This window comes from Cohnella boryungensis, from assembly GCF_042651945.1.
Lineage (GTDB): Bacteria > Bacillota > Bacilli > Paenibacillales > Paenibacillaceae > Cohnella > Cohnella boryungensis.
Genome location: NZ_JBHSED010000017.1, coordinates 108,392 through 125,816, shown reverse-complemented (window position 1 = coordinate 125,816; position 17,425 = coordinate 108,392). Strand labels below are relative to the sequence as shown.

At 58.3% G+C, this 17,425-nt stretch carries 12 protein-coding genes; all 12 read left to right on the top strand.

Going from position 1 to position 17,425, the window contains the following annotated elements:
• Window positions 1–7 precede the first annotated feature (7 nt).
• The 12 genes from ACFO1S_RS11535 (at window position 8) to ACFO1S_RS11480 (ending at window position 17,370) form a co-directional block, all read left to right on the top strand.
• Window positions 8–1,720, top strand: a complete 1,713-nt coding sequence (locus ACFO1S_RS11535) for an ABC transporter substrate-binding protein (protein ID WP_204606309.1) — start codon at window positions 8–10, stop codon at window positions 1,718–1,720.
• Between the two features lie 18 nt (window positions 1,721–1,738).
• Window positions 1,739–3,103, top strand: coding sequence for an alpha-L-fucosidase (locus tag ACFO1S_RS11530; RefSeq protein ID WP_204606310.1), 1,365 nt, complete (start codon window positions 1,739–1,741; stop codon window positions 3,101–3,103).
• A 115-nt stretch (window positions 3,104–3,218) separates the two neighbouring features.
• Entirely contained in the window at window positions 3,219–3,686 is a 468-nt protein-coding gene (locus ACFO1S_RS11525; protein ID WP_204606311.1) for a RidA family protein, read from the top strand.
• Window positions 3,683–4,783 (top strand): alanine racemase, encoded by a 1,101-nt coding sequence (locus tag ACFO1S_RS11520; RefSeq protein WP_204606312.1) that lies wholly within the window; start codon window positions 3,683–3,685, stop codon window positions 4,781–4,783. Before ACFO1S_RS11525 ends, ACFO1S_RS11520 begins: the two co-directional genes overlap by 4 nt.
• 43 nt (window positions 4,784–4,826) lie before the next feature.
• The gene (locus ACFO1S_RS11515; RefSeq protein WP_378126803.1) at window positions 4,827–6,008 is read left to right on the top strand and encodes an ArgE/DapE family deacylase; all 1,182 of its coding nucleotides are present in this window, start codon (window positions 4,827–4,829) and stop codon (window positions 6,006–6,008) included.
• A 9-nt stretch (window positions 6,009–6,017) separates the two neighbouring features.
• Window positions 6,018–7,079 (top strand): Gfo/Idh/MocA family protein, encoded by a 1,062-nt coding sequence (locus tag ACFO1S_RS11510; protein ID WP_204606313.1) that lies wholly within the window; start codon window positions 6,018–6,020, stop codon window positions 7,077–7,079.
• A 23-nt stretch (window positions 7,080–7,102) separates the two neighbouring features.
• Window positions 7,103–7,966, top strand: coding sequence for a sugar phosphate isomerase/epimerase family protein (locus tag ACFO1S_RS11505; RefSeq protein WP_204606314.1), 864 nt, complete (start codon window positions 7,103–7,105; stop codon window positions 7,964–7,966).
• Window positions 7,963–8,853, top strand: coding sequence for a sugar phosphate isomerase/epimerase family protein (locus ACFO1S_RS11500; protein WP_204606315.1), 891 nt, complete (start codon window positions 7,963–7,965; stop codon window positions 8,851–8,853). The genes ACFO1S_RS11505 and ACFO1S_RS11500 overlap by 4 nt, the downstream gene beginning before the upstream one ends.
• A gap of 19 nt (window positions 8,854–8,872) precedes the next feature.
• The gene (locus ACFO1S_RS11495; RefSeq protein ID WP_204606316.1) at window positions 8,873–11,167 is read left to right on the top strand and encodes a glycoside hydrolase family 3 N-terminal domain-containing protein; all 2,295 of its coding nucleotides are present in this window, start codon (window positions 8,873–8,875) and stop codon (window positions 11,165–11,167) included.
• Between the two features lie 91 nt (window positions 11,168–11,258).
• Window positions 11,259–12,590 (top strand): glycoside hydrolase family 125 protein, encoded by a 1,332-nt coding sequence (locus tag ACFO1S_RS11490; RefSeq protein ID WP_204606317.1) that lies wholly within the window; start codon window positions 11,259–11,261, stop codon window positions 12,588–12,590.
• Between the two features lie 19 nt (window positions 12,591–12,609).
• Window positions 12,610–15,729, top strand: coding sequence for a beta-galactosidase (locus ACFO1S_RS11485; RefSeq protein ID WP_204606318.1), 3,120 nt, complete (start codon window positions 12,610–12,612; stop codon window positions 15,727–15,729).
• Between the two features lie 333 nt (window positions 15,730–16,062).
• The gene (locus ACFO1S_RS11480; protein ID WP_204606319.1) at window positions 16,063–17,370 is read left to right on the top strand and encodes an ABC transporter substrate-binding protein; all 1,308 of its coding nucleotides are present in this window, start codon (window positions 16,063–16,065) and stop codon (window positions 17,368–17,370) included.
• Window positions 17,371–17,425 lie beyond the last annotated feature (55 nt).

Below are 17,425 nucleotides of genomic sequence, written 5' to 3'. Positions count from 1 at the left end.
ATAGAGGATGAAAATCAAGGGGATTGTGTCATTGGCTCTGGCTTGCGCAATGCTGGCCGGCCTGCTAGCCGCATGCAGCGGAAACAACGAGAAGAATAGCGGCGCTTCGCCGTCGGCGTCCGGTTCCGCCGTATCGGGCAACGGAGAGAACGTGAAAGTGACGGAAGCGGGAACCTTCCCGATCGTCAACGAGAAAATTACGTTGCGCGTCATGACCGGAGCCAATCCGGCCGTGGAAAATTTCGATACGAACGAATTTACTAAATTCTTCGAGGAAAAAACGAACATCCACGTCGAATGGGAGATCGTTCCGACCAGCGCCGTTACGGAGAAGCTGAATCTGGCTCTGGCCAGCGGAGATTTGCCGGATGTAATCATGACAATGGATGTTACGGCCGAGCAGCAGGCGCTTTACGGTCAACAAGGGATCATTCTCCCATTAAACGAGTATATCGAGAAATACGGGATCAACACGAAGAAAATGTTCGAGGAAAGTCCGCTGATCAAGCCGACGATCACGTCGGCCGACGGCAACATATACGCGCTTCCCGCACCGAATGAATGCTATCACTGCTCGATGCGGCAGAAGCTGTGGATCTACGAGCCGTGGCTGACAGAGCTCGGACTGGAGATGCCGACTACTACCGAAGAATTCTATGAAGTATTGAAAGCGTTCAAGACGAAGGATCCGAACAAAAACGGCATTGCGGACGAAATTCCGTTCTCCGGAGCGCCGCCGATGACTCAGACTTCTACGCTGACGACAAGCGTCGAGAACTTCCTGATGAACTCGTTTACCTATGCACCTTACACTCGTATCTACGTTAACGACGAAGATAAAGTTACCGTTCCGTTCGTCCAAGAGGGCTGGAAGGAAGGCCTGGCCTACTTGCATAAGCTGTATGCCGAGGGCTTGATGGATCCTCAGGCGCTGACTCGCGATCCGGCACAGCTGGTACAGCTTGGCGAGAATCCGGACGTTCCGATTCTGGGCGCGGCATCCGGTCCAAACATGAGCGTATTGACCCAACTGAACGGCGATAGCGGCAGATGGAAGGAATACGTAGCCGTACCGCCGCTGAAAGGTCCAGGCGGAGTGCAATTGACTCAATACGATCCGTATCAAGTCGCGCCGGGCAAATTCGTCATTACGAATCAAGCTAAAAACCCGGAAGCCGCGTTCCGTTTCGCCGACGCCCTGTACGATCGCGAAATGACGCTGCGCTCCACGATCGGAGAACCGGAAGTGGACTGGAGATGGGCGAAGGACGGCGAGATCGGACTCGACGGAAATCCGGCAGTGTTCAAGGATATGTCGCAATTCGGCGTCACGCAGAACAAGCAATGGTCGCAAACCGGAATCGCGTACCGTCCGAACTCCCTGCGTCTTGGCGCGGTAGCCGACCCGGAGAATCCGTTGGAATCGATTCTGTACAGCGAGACGAAAAACAAATACGAGCCGTACCGTGTGGACGTGAAAAACATTTTGCCGCCGCTTAACTTCACTGTGGATCAGTCCCAGGAAATTGCGGTTCTCTCCAAGACGATCTATGACTATACGAACGAAATGATTGCCCGTTTCATTATCGGCGATATGGACATCGAGAAAGACTGGGACAAGTATCTTAAGACGCTTGATGGCATGAACCTGGCGCGTTTCCTGGAAATCAACCAGGAAGCCTACGAAGTTCGCAAAGCCGCAGCGGCCAAATCAGAATAGCGGAAGGAACTGCCTATCATGACGACGCAATTTACGGTTCCGGATAAATGGAAGTGGTTTACCGAGAGCCGGTACGGGATGTTCATCCATTGGGGGCCTTATGCCCAATATGCCCGCGGAGAGCAGGTTCTGTTCCGCGAGCATCTGGATCACGCCGAGTATGCCGAGCAAGCCTGCGCGTGGAATCCGGAGCATTTCGATCCGGAGCTGTGGGCGCGTACCGCCAAGAAGGCCGGGTTCAAGTATGCTTGCTTTACGACCAGACACCATGACGGCTACTGCATGTGGGACAGCGCCTATACCGATTATTCAAGCGCGAAGCAGGCGCCCAAGAGGGATTTCGTGCGCGAATACGTGGATGCCTTCCGCAAGGAGGGATTCCGAATCGGGTTGTATTACTCCTGGATCGACTGGCGGCTTCCGGCTTACTTCGACGGTCCGGCCAATGATCCGGAGGGCTGGGCCAAGGTGCGGGACTATTTGCACAACCAGGTCAAGGAGCTGCTTACCAATTACGGGCAGATCGATCACTTCTTCTTCGACGGAGTATGGCCGCGCAATGCCGATGACCTGGAAAGCGTTAAGCTGGTCGAGACCATGCGCGAGCTGCAGCCCGGCATCTTGATCAACAATCGGCTGGGATACTCCGAAGCGCATGACGGATACCGGGCGGACGGAGGCGTCGGCGCGGGCGATTCGGATACGCTTGGCGACTTCGGCACGCCGGAGCACTTGATCGTCGTCGACCGGAAGCGTCTATGGGAATCCTGCCAGGTGACGACATGGCGTCTCTGGAGCCATGTGACCGGCGAGCGCTGGCGGCCGGCGGATTACTTGTTGGATATGCTGTGCGAATGCACGGAGAAGGGAGGGGAGCATGGCGGCAATCTGCTGCTGAACGTCGGCCCTACGGCAGATGGCCAGTTCCCGCCGGAATTCGTGCAGCGGGCCATGGAAATCGGGAGCTGGCTGGAAGTGCATGGGGAAGCCATCTACGGCTCGGACGGTGGCGCCATCACGGAATTTATTACGCGAGGCCGTCAGACGACCCGCGGGAATAATCTATACTTGATCATTCGTTTCTGGGATGGCCGTCCGCAAATGCGTCTTGCCGATTTGGTCACCAAAGTGAAGGGCGTTACCCTTCTAACGACAGGGCAGAGGCTGGATTTCGAACAAATCGGCAACGAATTGTTCATCAACGGCTTGCCGAAGGAATCGCCTTCGCGACTGTTCCCGGTCATACGGGTCGAATGCGATGGGAAGCCGGAAGCGAATCAATGGGGCAGGGAGCGCCTTTGGGAAGGCGATCCGGCGCGGGTTGCGGCTTGGGCACGCGAGCAGCGCGGCACTTCGGTGTATGCAGATGGCGTCGAAAGATAATTGAAGTTAAAAAAGGATACGTCTGCCGCCTTCATCGCGTGCAGACGTTCCTGTTATAAGGCAGCTTTGACATTTGCCAGGGCAAGAAAGAAACCGATTAAGGAGAGGAAAAGCTGTGGGGAACGCGGAGAGAGCGCTAGAAGAAAAGGGAATCAGGCTGGACAAGGTGCCGCCCGCCGTCGCCGCTTATGTACCGGCCAAGCAGGTCGGCAATCTCGTCTATACTTCGGGCAACGACTGCCGAATCGACGGCGTGCTGATGATGACGGGAAAGGTCGGCTCGGATCTTACGGTCGAGCAAGGCTATGCGGCGGCCAGACAAGTCGCGATTAATCTGCTGGCCGTCCTTAAGGAGCATTTGGGAGAGTTGGACCGGATCAAACAAGTCGTCAAGATGCTGGCATTCGTCAATTCGGCTCCGGGGTTCGTCGAGCAGCCCTTCGTCATTAACGGAGCGTCGGATCTGTTGATCGAGGTGTTCGGCGAGAAAGGAAAGCACGCCCGTTCCGCGATTTCTTCGAACGAGCTGCCGTTCGACACACCTGTCGAAATCGAATTGATCGTAGAGCTGGAAGAGGCATGAGCCGCTACGAGGAGTTGCCGACCCCGGCCGCGATTATCGATCTTGACGTGATGGAAGCCAATATTGCCTCCATGGCGAAGAGATTGCAAGCATGCGGCATCGATCATCGGCCGCACATTAAGTCTCACAAGTCGGCGGCCATTGCGCGCAAACAGCTGGAGGCCGGCGCAATCGGCATCACGACGGCCAAGCTGTCCGAGGCGGAGGTATTCGCGGCGTCAGGCATCAGCTCCATTCTGATTGCCTATCCGATCATTGGTCCGGACAAGCTGGCCCGGCTCGCTGCTTTGCACCGGCAGGCCGAGCTGATCGTTACCGTCGATAGCCTGGCGGGAGCGGAGGGCTTGTCCCGGGTCGGCGTACAAACCGGCAAGCCGGTTCGGGCGCTCGTCGAGATCGACGGCGGCTTGCACCGCGGCGGCCGTCAACCGGGCGCGGATGCGCTCAGGTTCGGCCTGATGGTGCAGGCGCTTCCCGGCATCGAAGTGGCGGGCATCATGGGCTACTTCGGGAAGATCTACGGGAACAAGAACAAGGAAGGGTTCGTCGATGCGATACGGGAAGAATCGCGCATCATACAAGAAACGGCTGCCTTGTTCAAGGACGCAGGGCTTTCGATATCGATCGTCAGCACAGGATCTTCTCCCGCATCGTTGATGTGCGAGCAGCTGGATGGCATTGTCACCGAGGTGCGCGCGGGCAACTACGCGTTTTTCGACGCTTCCGGGGTAAGCATGGGCTTGGCGCGGGAAGAGGATTGCGCGCTGCGTATCGTCGCCACCGTCGTCAGCACGCCATTGCCCGGCCGGGCGACGATCGACGCGGGGACGAAGGCGATGACAAGCGATAAGGCGCATCATCGCGACGGCTTCGGAATCGTAGTCGGTTATCCGGACGTGCAGGTGGCCGGGCTAAACGAGGAGCATGGCTTTCTGCAATTCGATCCCGATAAGACGAATTTGCAGATCGGAGATCGACTGGAGATCATTCCGAATCACTCCTGCGTCATTCCCAATCTGAATCAGCGCGTAGCCGGCGTGCGCAAGGGCAGGCTGGCGGAGTGGATAACGATCGATGCCCGCGGCTGCAATTATTAATGCTCTATTAGTCGATTATCGGGAAGGCGGGCGGCAAACGGCAATGATGCAGGTATCGATCGATCCGAACGAGATTGAACAAGTCTTGCGGGACCTGGTGGCCATTCCCAGCGTTAACCCGGCATTTCCGGGCGGCAGCGGGGAAGGAGCCGTCGGAGCTTATGTGAAGAAATACCTTTCGCTGCAAGGCATCCCTTGCGTGGAGCAGGAGGTCGAGCCCGGCCGCAGCAATGTGATCGGCATGCTGCCCGGCTCTGCCGGGGGCGCTGCGTTACTGTTCGAGGCGCACATGGATACGGTGCAGACCTCGGGCATGACGATAGACCCTTTTGCCGGAAAGGCAGCGAACGGCAGATTATACGGACGCGGCGCATGTGACACGAAAGGCTCGCTTGCCGGGATGCTTGTCGCTATGTCTGCGCTGAGGCGGAGCGGGTTGCCGCTGCCGGTCGGGGTTCATTTGGCGGCAGTGGTGGATGAGGAATATCGGTATAAAGGCGTATCGGCTCTTGCCGAAGCGATTAGCTCCGGACGGTTCGACTATTCCGCAGCCGTCGTCGGCGAGCCTACGGGCTTGCATCGTGTTGTGGCGCATAAGGGCTGCGTCCGGTTTCATATTGAAACCCGCGGAATTGCCGGACACAGCTCTGCTCCGGCCAACGGAAATAACGCCATTGAACGCATGGTCGAGGTTCTGAATTTCCTGAGAACGGAGATCGAACCGGAATATGCGAGGATGACGCATCCGCTTGTCGGCCCGCCCACGCACTGCATCAGCGAAATCAGCGGCGGAGACGCGCCGAATACCATTCCCGGCAGCTGCCGGATCACGGTAGACAGAAGGACGATTCCAGGCGAAGAGCCGATGGAAGTATGGCGCGGGCTGAGGGACAGGTTGCTTCGGCTGGAGATGCGGGTTCCGGGGTTGACTTTGACAGTCGGCGAGCCGTTCATTATCGATTATGCGATGGAAGTGCCCGCCGACTCCCGAATTCTGCGGCAGCTGGGGCGCTCGGTCGCCAAGGCGGCGAACGGGAAGCGGGAATACGGCGCGGCCTACGGCACGGATGCCAGCAAGCTGGCGCGCGTCGGCGTGCCTTCCGTCGTCTTCGGCCCCGGAAGCATCGAGCAAGCCCATACGGACGAGGAGTCGGTGGAACTGGCGGAAGTGACCGCCGCCGCCGCGGCGCTCGTCGATCTGGTCTTACACTACGGAGAGGATTGATTATCAATTATGAATAAAGTCAAAATCGGCATCGTAGGCGTCGGAACCATCTCCGAGCTGCACTTGAACGCCTATCGAAACAATAAGCAAGTCCAGATTTACGCCATCTGCGATCTGAACGAGGAGCGGGCCAAGAAGACGGCCGATCATTACGGCGCCGTTAAAACGTATACCGACTATCATAAGATGTTCGCGGAAGGAGAGATCGACGCGGTCAGCATCTGCACCTGGAACAATACGCACGAGCCGATCGCCGTCGCAGCGCTCCAGGCCGGGCTGGACGTGCTTCTGGAGAAGCCGCTCAGCACGACGGTCGAGGCGGCTCTGCGCATCGAGGAAGCCGTTCGGTCGTCGGGCCGAATGCTGCAGGTCGGGTACGTGCGCCGTTATGACAATAACGCGAAGCTGGTCAAGGAATTCGTCGAGCAGGGCGAATTCGGCGAACTGTATTACGCGAGGGCTTCCAGCATCCGTCGGATCGGGAATCCCGGAGGCTGGTTTGCCGATGCGGAACGGTCCGGGGGCGGTCCCGTAATCGATATCGGGGTGCACGTGATCGATCTGTGCTGGTACCTGATGGGCCGGCCGAAGGTGAAATCGATCTCTGCGAACACGTACAGCAAGCTCGGAAACAGAGCGAACGTCAAGCACTTGACGTCCTACCGGGCGGCCGATTACGACGCTTCCCGCAATACGGTCGAGGATATGGCCAATGCGATCATTCGCTTCGACAACGGGGCTTCCTTGCTGCTCGAAGCCAGCTTCACCTTGCATGCCAAAGAAAACAAAACAACGATCAATCTGTTCGGGGACCGCGGCGGCGTGGAGATCGATCCGGCGCTGTCGTTCGTGACGGAGAAGAATAACACGATTCTGAACATCACGCCCCAGACGGATCATCCCGGCTTCCATCTGGACAGCGCCTTCCAGAACGAAATCGACCACTTCATCGATTGTATTCTGACGGGCGAGCAACCGATCAGCCCGGTAGCCGACGGCGTCGAGGTCATGAAAATGCTGTGCGGCATCTATGAATCGGCGGCAAAGGGAGAAGAAATTCGGTTCGAATAACCGTATGGACAGGGGGACGGAAAATGAAACTCGGAGTTAGCACTTATAGCTTGTATCAGATGATTCGAAGCGGCGAGATGGACGTGCTGGACGTCATTGCCTGGACGGCCGAGACGGGCGGGGAGCATGTGGAGATCGTACCGGTCGGCTTCGATCTGTACGGTCAGGAAGGCCTGGCCGAGCGCATTCGGGAAAAGGCGGCGGCGTGCGGGATCGAGCTGTCCAATTATGCGGTGCGCGGCAATCTCGTCACGGACGGGGAGGAGGCCTATCGCGCCGAGATCGAGCGCTTGAAGCGGGAAGTGGATATGGCCGCGAGACTGGGCGTTTCCTTGATGCGGCACGATGTCGCGACGCATCCCGACACGTCCGTCCGGCATTATCTGAGCCATCTGGACAACATCGTGGAAGGCTGTCGGGAGATCGCCGACTACGCGGCGAGTTTCGGCATTACGACCAGCATTGAAAATCACGGCTATTTCATTCAAGCGAGCGATCGCGTGCTTGGCCTCATTGAGGCGGTGGGCCGCGACAACTTTAGAACGACGCTCGATGTCGGCAACTTCGTATGCGTGGACGAGGACCCGCTGGCATCCGTGCGGAAGAATGCGTCCTATGCGTCCATGGTGCATTTCAAGGACTTCTATATCCGGCCCGAGAATCGGGACCCCGGAGAAGGCTGGTTCCGGAGCGAAGCCGGTCGATACTTGCGCGGCGCGATCGTCGGCCAGGGGGACTTGCCCATAGCGGAAATTACGGCAGCGGTCAAGCGGTCCGGCTACGACGGCTACATCTCGGTCGAATTCGAAGGCTTGGAATCATGCACGACGGGGACTCGAATCGCGCTGGACAATGTGCGCCGTCTATGGGAGGTTGCATCATCATGAGAGGATCGAACAAGATCGGAGTCATTGTCGACAGCTTCCGGGTCGGCGTGAGGGAAGGGCTGAACAAGGCCAAGGCGCTTGGGGCGGACGGCGTGCAGATCTATGCCGTGGACGGCGAGATGGATCCCGCGGCGCTCACCGCCGGGCAGCGCAAGGCGCTGCGCGAGCATGTCGCTTCGCTTGACTTGGATATCTCGGCGCTGTGCGGCGATCTGGCCGGACATGGCTTTCAGGATAAGCGGGCGAATCCGGCCAAGATCGAGAAATCGAAGCGGATTATGGACCTGGCTTTGGATCTCGGCACGAATATTGTGACGACGCATATCGGGATCGTGCCCGACGATTCGAACGGAGAGATATACGAGACGATGCAGCGGGCTTGCCGGGAGCTTAGCGATTATGCGACAAGCCTGGGCGGCTATTTCGCCATTGAGACCGGCCCCGAGAAAGCCGCGCATCTCAAGGCGTTCCTGAATACGCTCGGCAATCGGGGCGTCAGCGTGAATTTCGACCCCGCGAACATGGTGATGGTCACCGGGGACGACCCGGTACAGGGCGTATATACCCTTAAGGACTACATCGTGCATACGCATGTGAAGGACGGCATCCGGCTGCTTGAGGTAGACCCGCGCGAAGTCTACGGAGCGCTCGGCTACGCTCCCATGAGCCATGAGAAGATTGCCGAAGCGGCGGAGCGGGGCGCGTCGTTCCGCGAATTGCCGCTCGGGGAAGGCGGCGTGGACTTCGACGCTTACTTCCGCGCGTTGAGAGACATCGGCTACAAAGGCTACCTGACTATCGAACGCGAAGTAGGAGCGAACCCGGAGGCCGACATTGCGCAGGCGATTTCATTCGTCCGGGCGCATCGGCAAACCCTGAACGACTAATGGAGAGGCGGCGTGACCGATGAAAATCCGAGATTCGGCGTTGCCCGTGGAGGAGCGGGTAGCCGATCTGCTTGCAAGAATGACGATCGAGGAGAAGATCGGACAGCTCGTGCAGCTGTTCGGCTGGCAGGTGTTCGATAAAGAAGGCGCGGCTTGGACGCTGACGGAGTCATTCCGGGAGCGGGCGCGCGAAGGAAGGGTAGGCGCGCTATACGGCACGCTTCGCGCAGATCCGTGGACCCGGGTCACGCTCGACAACGGGCTATCGCCCCGCGCGGGAGCGGAAGCGGTTAACGAGATTCAACGCTATGCAATCGAGCATTCCCGTCTAGGCATCCCGCTGATGATCGGGGAGGAATGCTCTCACGGTCATATGGCCATCGGCGCAACCGTGTTTCCCGTGCCTCTGTTGATCGGCAGCACCTGGAATCCCGAGCTATTCGAACGAATGTGCAAGGTTGTTGCGGCGGAGACGAGAAGCCAAGGCGGAACCGTCACCTATTCGCCGGTGCTGGATGTCGTTCGCGATCCTCGCTGGGGCCGTACCGAGGAAACGTTCGGCGAAGATCCGCATCTGGTCGGAGAGATGGGGGCCGCAGCCGTAAGAGGCATGCAGGGAGACAGGCTGGATGCTCCAGATGCGATCGGCGTGACGCTGAAGCATTACGTCGCCTATGGCAGCCCGGAAGGCGGGCGCAACGGCGCCCCTGCCCATATGGGCTTGCAAGAGCTGCATTCCGTCGATCTGCCTCCTTTTCGCAGGGCGGTGGAAGCGGGGGCGCTGTCGGTCATGCCGGCGTATAACGAGATTGACGGCGTGCCGTGCACGTCGAGTCGCTATTTGCTGGAACAAGTGCTGCGCGAGGAATGGGGCTTCGACGGATTCGTCATTACGGATTGCGGCGCGGTTCAGATGCTGGAGCACGGCCACAACGTAGCCGCCAGCGGAGCGCATGCCGCCGCGCTCGCGTTAAATGCCGGGGTGGATATGGAAATGTCCGGAGAAGCGTTCGCCCGGCATTTGCCGGAAGCGCTCAGCCAGGGACTGACCGATGCTGCGGCGCTGGACAAAGCGGCGGGGCGGGTTCTCGCCGCGAAGTTCAGGCTGGGCTTGTTCGAGCGTCCTTATGTCGACCCCGACGCGGCGGAGCGGATCATCGGAGCCGAAGAGCATCGGGCATTAGCGCGCGAGGTCGCCGCGGAAGGCATTGTGCTCCTTAAGAACGAAGCGGGTATTCTTCCGCTCGATCGCGGCAGCTTGAAGAGTATAGCGGTGATCGGGCCGAACTCCGACAGAATGTACAACCAGCTCGGCGACTATACTTCTCCGCAACGGCGGAACCAAGTCAAGACGGTGCTGGATGGCATTCGAAGCCAGGTCGGGGAGTCCGTGGAGATCCACTATGCGCCGGGGTGCTCGGTCAAGGGCGACTCCCGCGAAGGTTTCGGCCCGGCCATCGCTTGCGCGGAGAAAGCCGATATGACGGTTCTCGTTCTGGGAGGCTCAAGCGCGCGAGACTTCGGCGAGGGGACGATCGATCTGCGTACGGGGGCTTCCGTTGTCACCGACGCTCCGACTAGCGATATGGATTGCGGAGAGGGGATCGACAGGGCGGAGCTCGGCTTGTCCGGCGTGCAGCTGGAGCTGGTCCAACAGCTCGGACGGCTGGGCAAGCCTTTTGTCGTCGTCTATATCAATGGCCGTCCCGTCGTAGAGCCGTGGATCGACGAGCATGCGGCCGCGATTCTCGAGGCTTGGTATCCCGGGCAGGAAGGCGGGAACGCAATCGCCGACCTTCTGTTTGGCGACGCGAACCCTTCGGGCAAGCTGACCGTTACGATCCCGCGGCATTCCGGGCAGCTTCCGCTCGTCTATAACAGCAAGCGGACGAGGGGCAAACGCTACCTGGAAACCGATCTGACGCCGCGATACCCGTTCGGCTTCGGACTAAGCTATACTACTTTTCAATATGCCGGGCTGCGGGTGTATCCCGAGGTGATTTCTCCGAATGGCAAGGCGACTGCGGAGGTGCTTGTCACCAATACGGGCTCCAGGGCCGGGGCGGAGACCGTTCAGCTGTATGTGACGGACAAGATCAGCACGGTGACCCGTCCGGAGATCGAACTTAAAGGCTTCCGCAAGATTTGGCTCGAACCGGGGGAGACGAAGACGGTGACGTTCGAGCTCGGAGAAGAGCAGCTGCGGCTGACGCAGCCCGGCAACGTGCGAATCGTCGAGGAAGGCGAATTCGTCATTCGCGTCGGCAGCCATTCCGCGGAAGGGCTGGAAGCGGGTTTAAGAGTAAGCGGATAACAGCCGGGAAGATTGGGCTTCGGCCGAAGGATACGAACGGTACGAACAAACGGTACGGAAGACTACTTTTGCAGAATAGAGATGACGTCTAATGAATAACTTGTCCCGGGAGCCATCCGTCGATATTCCCGTGCTTGAGCTGCCCCGCGCGGTCGTCGCCCGGCTGGAAGAAACGGAACTCGCGCTCTTGCGCCGACCGAAATTGCTTCGGCAATTCGCGAATTGTTATCCGAACACCCTGCAGACGACGACCAAACGGATGAGCGACGGAACGACCTTCGTCATCACCGGCGATATCCCCGCGATGTGGCTTCGGGATTCGGTCGAGCAAATGTTTCCCTACGTAGAGCTCGCCGGCCAGGATGAGGAATTGAAAGGTTTGATCGCCGGCCTGATTCGCCGCCATGTCGAATGCATTCTGATCGACCCTTACGCCAATGCCTTCAACGAAGAAGCGAACGGGCGCCATTGGGACGCGAACGACCGATGCGACATTCCGGTGCCGGACGAAGTATGGGAACGCAAATACGAGCTGGATTCGCTCTGCTTCTCCGTAAGGCTGGCCTACCATTACTGGAAGGCTTCTGGAGATGCGGCATTCATGGACACGTCCTTCAGTCAGGCGATGCGCGCCATCGTCAGGCTGTTCGCGACGGAGCAGCGCCATGACGAGGCTTCGACTTACCGGTTCATGCGAAGCTGCGGTCCGGCCATGGACACGTTGGCGAACGGAGTCGGCACTCCGACCGGCTACACGGGCATGATCTGGTCCGCATTCCGTCCGAGCGACGATGCCTGCGAGTACCACTACAACATTCCGGGCAATATGATGGCCGTCGTGGCGCTCGGACAAATGCGGGAGTTGGCTGTCGCATACGGCGAGTCGCCGGAGATGCTCGCGGAGATTTCGCGGCTCGAGTTATCCGTCGAGGAGGCTATTCAGCGCTACGGGAAGGTCGAACATCCCGAGTTCGGGACGATCTACGCCTACGAAACCGACGGTCTGGGCAACTATTGCCTGATGGATGACGCCGGAACGCCGGGGCTGCTGTCTATCCCGTATTTCGGCTACGCTTCGGCGGACGATCCCGTCTATTTGAATACGCGCCGCTTTGCGTTAAGCGGTCATAACCGCTTTTTTTTCAAGGGCAAATTCGCTTCGGGCATAGGCAGTCCCCATACGCCGGACGGGTATATCTGGCATATGGCGCTGTCCATGCAGGGATTGACCTCAACCGACCCTGCGGAAATGCGGTTAATGCTCGACTGGCTGGAATCGACGGATGCCGAAACCGGCTTCATGCACGAAGGATTTCACGCGGACGATCCGCACCAGTATACGCGCCCGTGGTTTGCCTGGTCCAATAGCTTATTCTCGCAATTGGTCATGCGGGCGATAGATGAAGGGATTATTGCGCCTTAGTGCGCCACAGGGGGATTCCATGAGTAGAATCGTAATTTTGTACGACGACGCCTTTCCGTATGCAGGCGTTCGTCCCGACGAACAGGCATTGGCTTCACTGGCGCGAATCGGCGAGATCGCGCCGGCGGGAAGCTGGGAAGAAGCTCTGCAAAGCGCGGACGTAGCCGTTCATTTGCACGGCCCTTATTTTCCCAAGGCGGATTGGCCGGCATTGGCGGCTTTCCTGAAGCGGGGAGGCGGCTTGCTTCATATCGGAGGCGCTCCGCTGCGTTATCCCGCGTATCGGAAAGACGGGCAGTGGGTGCTGGAGACGGAGCAAACGGCCTACCACCAGCAGCTGAACATTCACGAGGTGCTGCCGGTCGATCCCGGTCCCGTCTCCGCTTACGAGGCCTCAACGGAAATTCCGTTATTCAAGGGCAGGGAATCGCTGTTCGACATTCAGCCGACGGTCGGCTTCGTGGTGCACTTTACGACGCTTGACGACCATCCGGGCGACGGCGGCACCTCCGGACCGATGGATGCCCATCTGTATCCTCTGCTCAAGGGGGTATCGCGAGATGGCCGGGAAGTGGCCGCGCCCGTCGTTCTCGTAGAGAATACGAAGGCGGCTCATGCCGGCGGCCGTTGGCTGTTCGTCAATCTGCAGGCGAGCGAACGGTTATGGAGCGAGCAGGGAATTCAGGCGATACAGGAATGGAGCGCTTATTGCGCGAACGGTGTAACCGAAATCTGGTTCAAGCCGAATTACGCCAGCTATTATCCGGGCGAGCGTGCGACGTTAACGCTGCAGCTGCAGCAATTGTCCCGTCTGCCAAGCCGGGCGGACAAGCGGCGGCATTGGCGGTTCGAGATATCCGTGCTCAAAGAAGCCGAAGGCGAGCGCCTCCCGGTCTGGTCGGGCGAGTCCGCCATGAACGGATCGCGGGAGCTGCAATTCGCGCGGATCGCAACGGATTTGCCGCTTGAGCCGGGGTACTATGAAGCCGAGTGCCGGGCGATAACCGACGACGGCGAAGTCAGGACGCTGCGTCAGGGATTCTGGGGCTACGATGCGGAGCTGCTGCGGAAGGGCGATTATCTGTCGCGGGACCGCGATTACTTCCGGCGCGGGGATCGTCCTATGCCGATCGTCGGGATGACCTATATGACTTCGGACGTAGCGCGCAAATTCCTCCTTCTCCCGAACGTGTCCGTCTGGAACCGGGATATGGCGCAGATGGGTCGGGCGGGCATCAACTACATCCGGACGGGGCTGTGGTCGATGTGGCGGCAAACGATGTTCGTAGATGGGCATGCTTCCGAGGAGGTTATGCGCGCGATTGACGCGTTCATGCTTACCGCGAAGAAGCACGATCTGGAAGTCAACTTTACCTTCTTCACGTTCAGCCCGGAACGCTGGGAAGGCTCGAACCCTTATCTCGATCCGCGCAGCGTAGAAGCGCAGAAGCGGTTCATCTCCGCTATCGTCTCCCGGCATGCGGAGTCGACGTACGTGCATTGGGACCTGATTAACGAGCCGTCCCTGTTCGACCCTAAGAATATTTTCAACGGCGCGCAGACGGCCGGCGACCCGCATGAACGCAAGCTGTATGCGGAATGGCTCCGCGAGCGGCACGGTCCCGATATTCGCGCTTTGCAGGAACGCTGGAACATGTCGCCCGATGAGCTGCCGGATTACGAATCGGCGCAGGCTCCGACGGCTGCGGATATTACTTTCAAGATTACCGGCGTCCAACCGAGAAGGAATGCGAGATTGCTCGATTATACGCTGTTCTCGATGGACATGCTCAATCGATGGACGCGGGAGCTCAGCGGGACGATTCGCTCCTCCCAGCCGGCGCAGATGGTAACGGTCGGACAAGACGAGGGCATCTGCAGCCAGCGCCCGTCTCCGTTCTTCTACGGCCCGGCCGTCGATTATACGACAGTGCATACCTGGTGGCAGAATGACGACTTGATGTGGGACAACATATTCACTAAGACGCCTGACAAGCCGAATCTGATTCAGGAAACGGGCATTATGTATACGGAGACGCCGGAAGGCAAAGCCAAGCGCACGGAGACCGAGTTGAAAGCCATATTGGAACGTAAATACGCTTATGCCTTCGCTTCCGGGGGCGCAGGCGCGGTGCAGTGGATCTGGAACATCAATCCGTATATGGACAACGTGAACGAATCCAACATCGGCGCGGTGCGCGCCGACGGAACGGAGAAGCCGGAAGCGGATGTCTCGTACGACTTCGGCCGCTTTATGTCGGCGATCGGCGCGATGTTCGAGGATCGGGAGCTGGAAGAGACGGCGGTCGTGTATCCGTTCTCGAACGATTTCTCCACGCGCAAGCTGGCGATGGATGCGACCACGAAGCTGACCCGCGTTATGCTGTATAGGCTGAAGCAGCCCGTGCGGGGCTTGTCCGAATATCATCTGGATTCTCTGTCCGAATGGTCGCCCAAGCTGCTCATCGTGCCGAGCCCGCACAACTTTAGCGGCGAGGCGCTGGAGAAGCTGTTGACGCACGTCGAGAATAAGGGCGGAGCTTTGCTGTTCACGGGACCTATGGGATTGGACGAATATTGGCGACCGACGCAGAGGATGGCGGAGCGTATCGGCGGCACGAAGCTGGGCAATGTGCGCCGGGAAGAAGCGTTGGAGCTGGAGGGACGGCTTCTCCCCGTTTCGTTCCCTAAGCTGAGATTCGCGGAGACGGCGAAGGAGCTGGCTGCGGATTCCCCGAACGCGGATGGCGCGGCGACGGTTACGGTAACGACGCTGGGGAACGGCAAGCTGATTCGTTGCCCGCTGCCTGTGGAGCTGAACGAGCGCTCGGAGACGCTGATCGAGCTGTACAAGTTCGCGCTTCGCGAGGCGGGAGTCGGGCCGGAGCTGGAATGGCTGAAGGGCGGCGATCTCGCCGGGATTTACGGCCGGAAGCTGGCATTCCGTACCGGATCGCTCTATATATTCGTATCGGAGTATGCCGTCGGGACTGAGGTAGAGGTTCGAGATCCGTCAAGCGGACGGCGTTACGCCTTCCGATTGGAGGCTGAGCGTACGGTTATGTTCGCGACCGATACGGAGGGCGGCGTCACGGCCGTCTACCGGCCGGAGGAGGTCGCGATTGAGGTCATCCAGTAAACGTCAGTTAACCGAATAGAGCAAGACGCCGAGAGCCCCTCGTTTCTCTTAAGAGACGAGGGGCTTTCTGTACCTATCGATTGAGCTGCGACGACGCGGGCCTGGCGCGATCTCGCGAGGGCTTCCCGATGCTGTTCGATATAGGAGCAAAAATAGGCTTGTCAAAAGGGGAGACATCCACTATGATATGGATAAACCGATTTAGTAAATCGGTTTATGAACCTGGTTTTACAGAATTAAAGCGTTTCTTCATAAGCGGAAAACAAGGGGGACAGACTAGGAATTGATTGTAAACGCTTGCTGCTTTATCTACTTAAGGGAGGCATAATCAACATGAAATCATGGAAATTGCTAATTGTGGCTTTGGTCGTTGCCGTGGTTACGGCTTGCGGGAACGGCAATAACAAGGAAAGCGGTCAACCGGCCAGCAATGGCAACAATACAGAAAACGCCGGCAAAGCCGTCGAAATCGTTATGCTCAATTCCAAAGGCCAGATTCACGAAGCTCTTGAGAATGCCGCACAGGCCTTCATGAATGAAAACTCTAATATCAAGGTGAATATTCTGACCGTGCCAAGCGGACAATCTCCGTTCGAGAGAGCTTCCGTCCTGTATTCGTCCGGAACGCCCGCTACGCTGAATATGCTGGATGCCGGAGACATCGCTAAATTCAAGGACAAGGCGTTGGATCTATCGGGAGAAAAATGGGTGAAGGATTTGGCCGCGCCTAACGAGCTTGACGGCGCTACCCTTGCATTCCCGTTCGCGGTGGAAGGATACGGTCTCGTTTACAATAAAGCCGTCGTAGAGAAAGCGATCGGAGGAGCTTTCGATCCGGCATCGGTCAAAACCTTAGCCGATCTGGAGTCGCTGTTCCAAACGATCGAAAAGTCGGGAATCTCGCCTATTCTGGTTGGCGGCATGCCATGGTCGTTAGGGAACCACTTCCTTCCGTTATCCTATGCCGCGCAAGAGGGCGGAGACGTAGCCGCATTCCTCGCCTCTCTGAAGGCAGGGGAAGCGAATCTCGCAGAAAATGCAAGCTTCAACGGTTTGATGGATACTTTCGATCTGATGAAGGCTTACAACTCGGGCAAAAAGGATCCGCTCGCGGTCACGGCTGAAAATATCGCTGCCGCTGTAGCGAACGGCACCTCGGCGTTCACATTCAACGGAAACTGGATGATCAGCCAGCTTCTCGAAGTCAATCCCGATGGGGATTATGCGTTCCTTCCGGTTCCCATCGACAATGCAATCAATACTAAGGCTGCAGGAGCTATCGCTGTAGGCGCAACCAAGCAAATCTTCATCGATAAGAGCGAGAGCACGCCGGAGCAGCAAGCGGCCGCCAAGCAATTCCTGGAGTGGTTTGTCTACAATGAGACCGGTCAGGATTTTCTGGTGAACAAGATGGGGATTATCCCTGCCACTTCGAATAACCCGCTCGAGCCGTCCGACTCGCTCGGGAAGTCGATCAAGTCCTATATGGACAGCGGCTTGACCGTGTCGTTCGGGGCTAACTATGTGCCGGGCGATCACTCGAAGGTTATCGGGGCTTCGATGCAAAAGTATCTGGCGGACAGCACGGATCGCGCAGGCCTGGCTAAAGAAATCGAGGCGTTCTGGAAGGGCAAGGAGTAACGCCGGACCAAAGAATGTGGCGGAGGCGGAGTCACCTCCGCCACATTCTTTATTA

Bases quoted from the DNA above. Each gene is read 5' to 3' on its own strand.
- ACFO1S_RS11535 (WP_204606309.1), top strand. From the start codon at position 8: ATGAAAATCAAGGGGATTGTGTCATTGGCTCTGGCTTGCGCAATGCTG.
- ACFO1S_RS11530 (WP_204606310.1), top strand. From the start codon at position 1,739: ATGACGACGCAATTTACGGTTCCGGATAAATGGAAGTGGTTTACCGAG.
- ACFO1S_RS11520 (WP_204606312.1), top strand. From the start codon at position 3,683: ATGAGCCGCTACGAGGAGTTGCCGACCCCGGCCGCGATTATCGATCTT.
- ACFO1S_RS11515 (WP_378126803.1), top strand. From the start codon at position 4,827: ATGATGCAGGTATCGATCGATCCGAACGAGATTGAACAAGTCTTGCGG.
- ACFO1S_RS11510 (WP_204606313.1), top strand. From the start codon at position 6,018: ATGAATAAAGTCAAAATCGGCATCGTAGGCGTCGGAACCATCTCCGAG.
- ACFO1S_RS11505 (WP_204606314.1), top strand. From the start codon at position 7,103: ATGAAACTCGGAGTTAGCACTTATAGCTTGTATCAGATGATTCGAAGC.
- ACFO1S_RS11500 (WP_204606315.1), top strand. From the start codon at position 7,963: ATGAGAGGATCGAACAAGATCGGAGTCATTGTCGACAGCTTCCGGGTC.
- ACFO1S_RS11495 (WP_204606316.1), top strand. From the start codon at position 8,873: ATGAAAATCCGAGATTCGGCGTTGCCCGTGGAGGAGCGGGTAGCCGAT.
- ACFO1S_RS11490 (WP_204606317.1), top strand. From the start codon at position 11,259: ATGAATAACTTGTCCCGGGAGCCATCCGTCGATATTCCCGTGCTTGAG.
- ACFO1S_RS11485 (WP_204606318.1), top strand. From the start codon at position 12,610: ATGAGTAGAATCGTAATTTTGTACGACGACGCCTTTCCGTATGCAGGC.
- ACFO1S_RS11480 (WP_204606319.1), top strand. From the start codon at position 16,063: ATGAAATCATGGAAATTGCTAATTGTGGCTTTGGTCGTTGCCGTGGTT.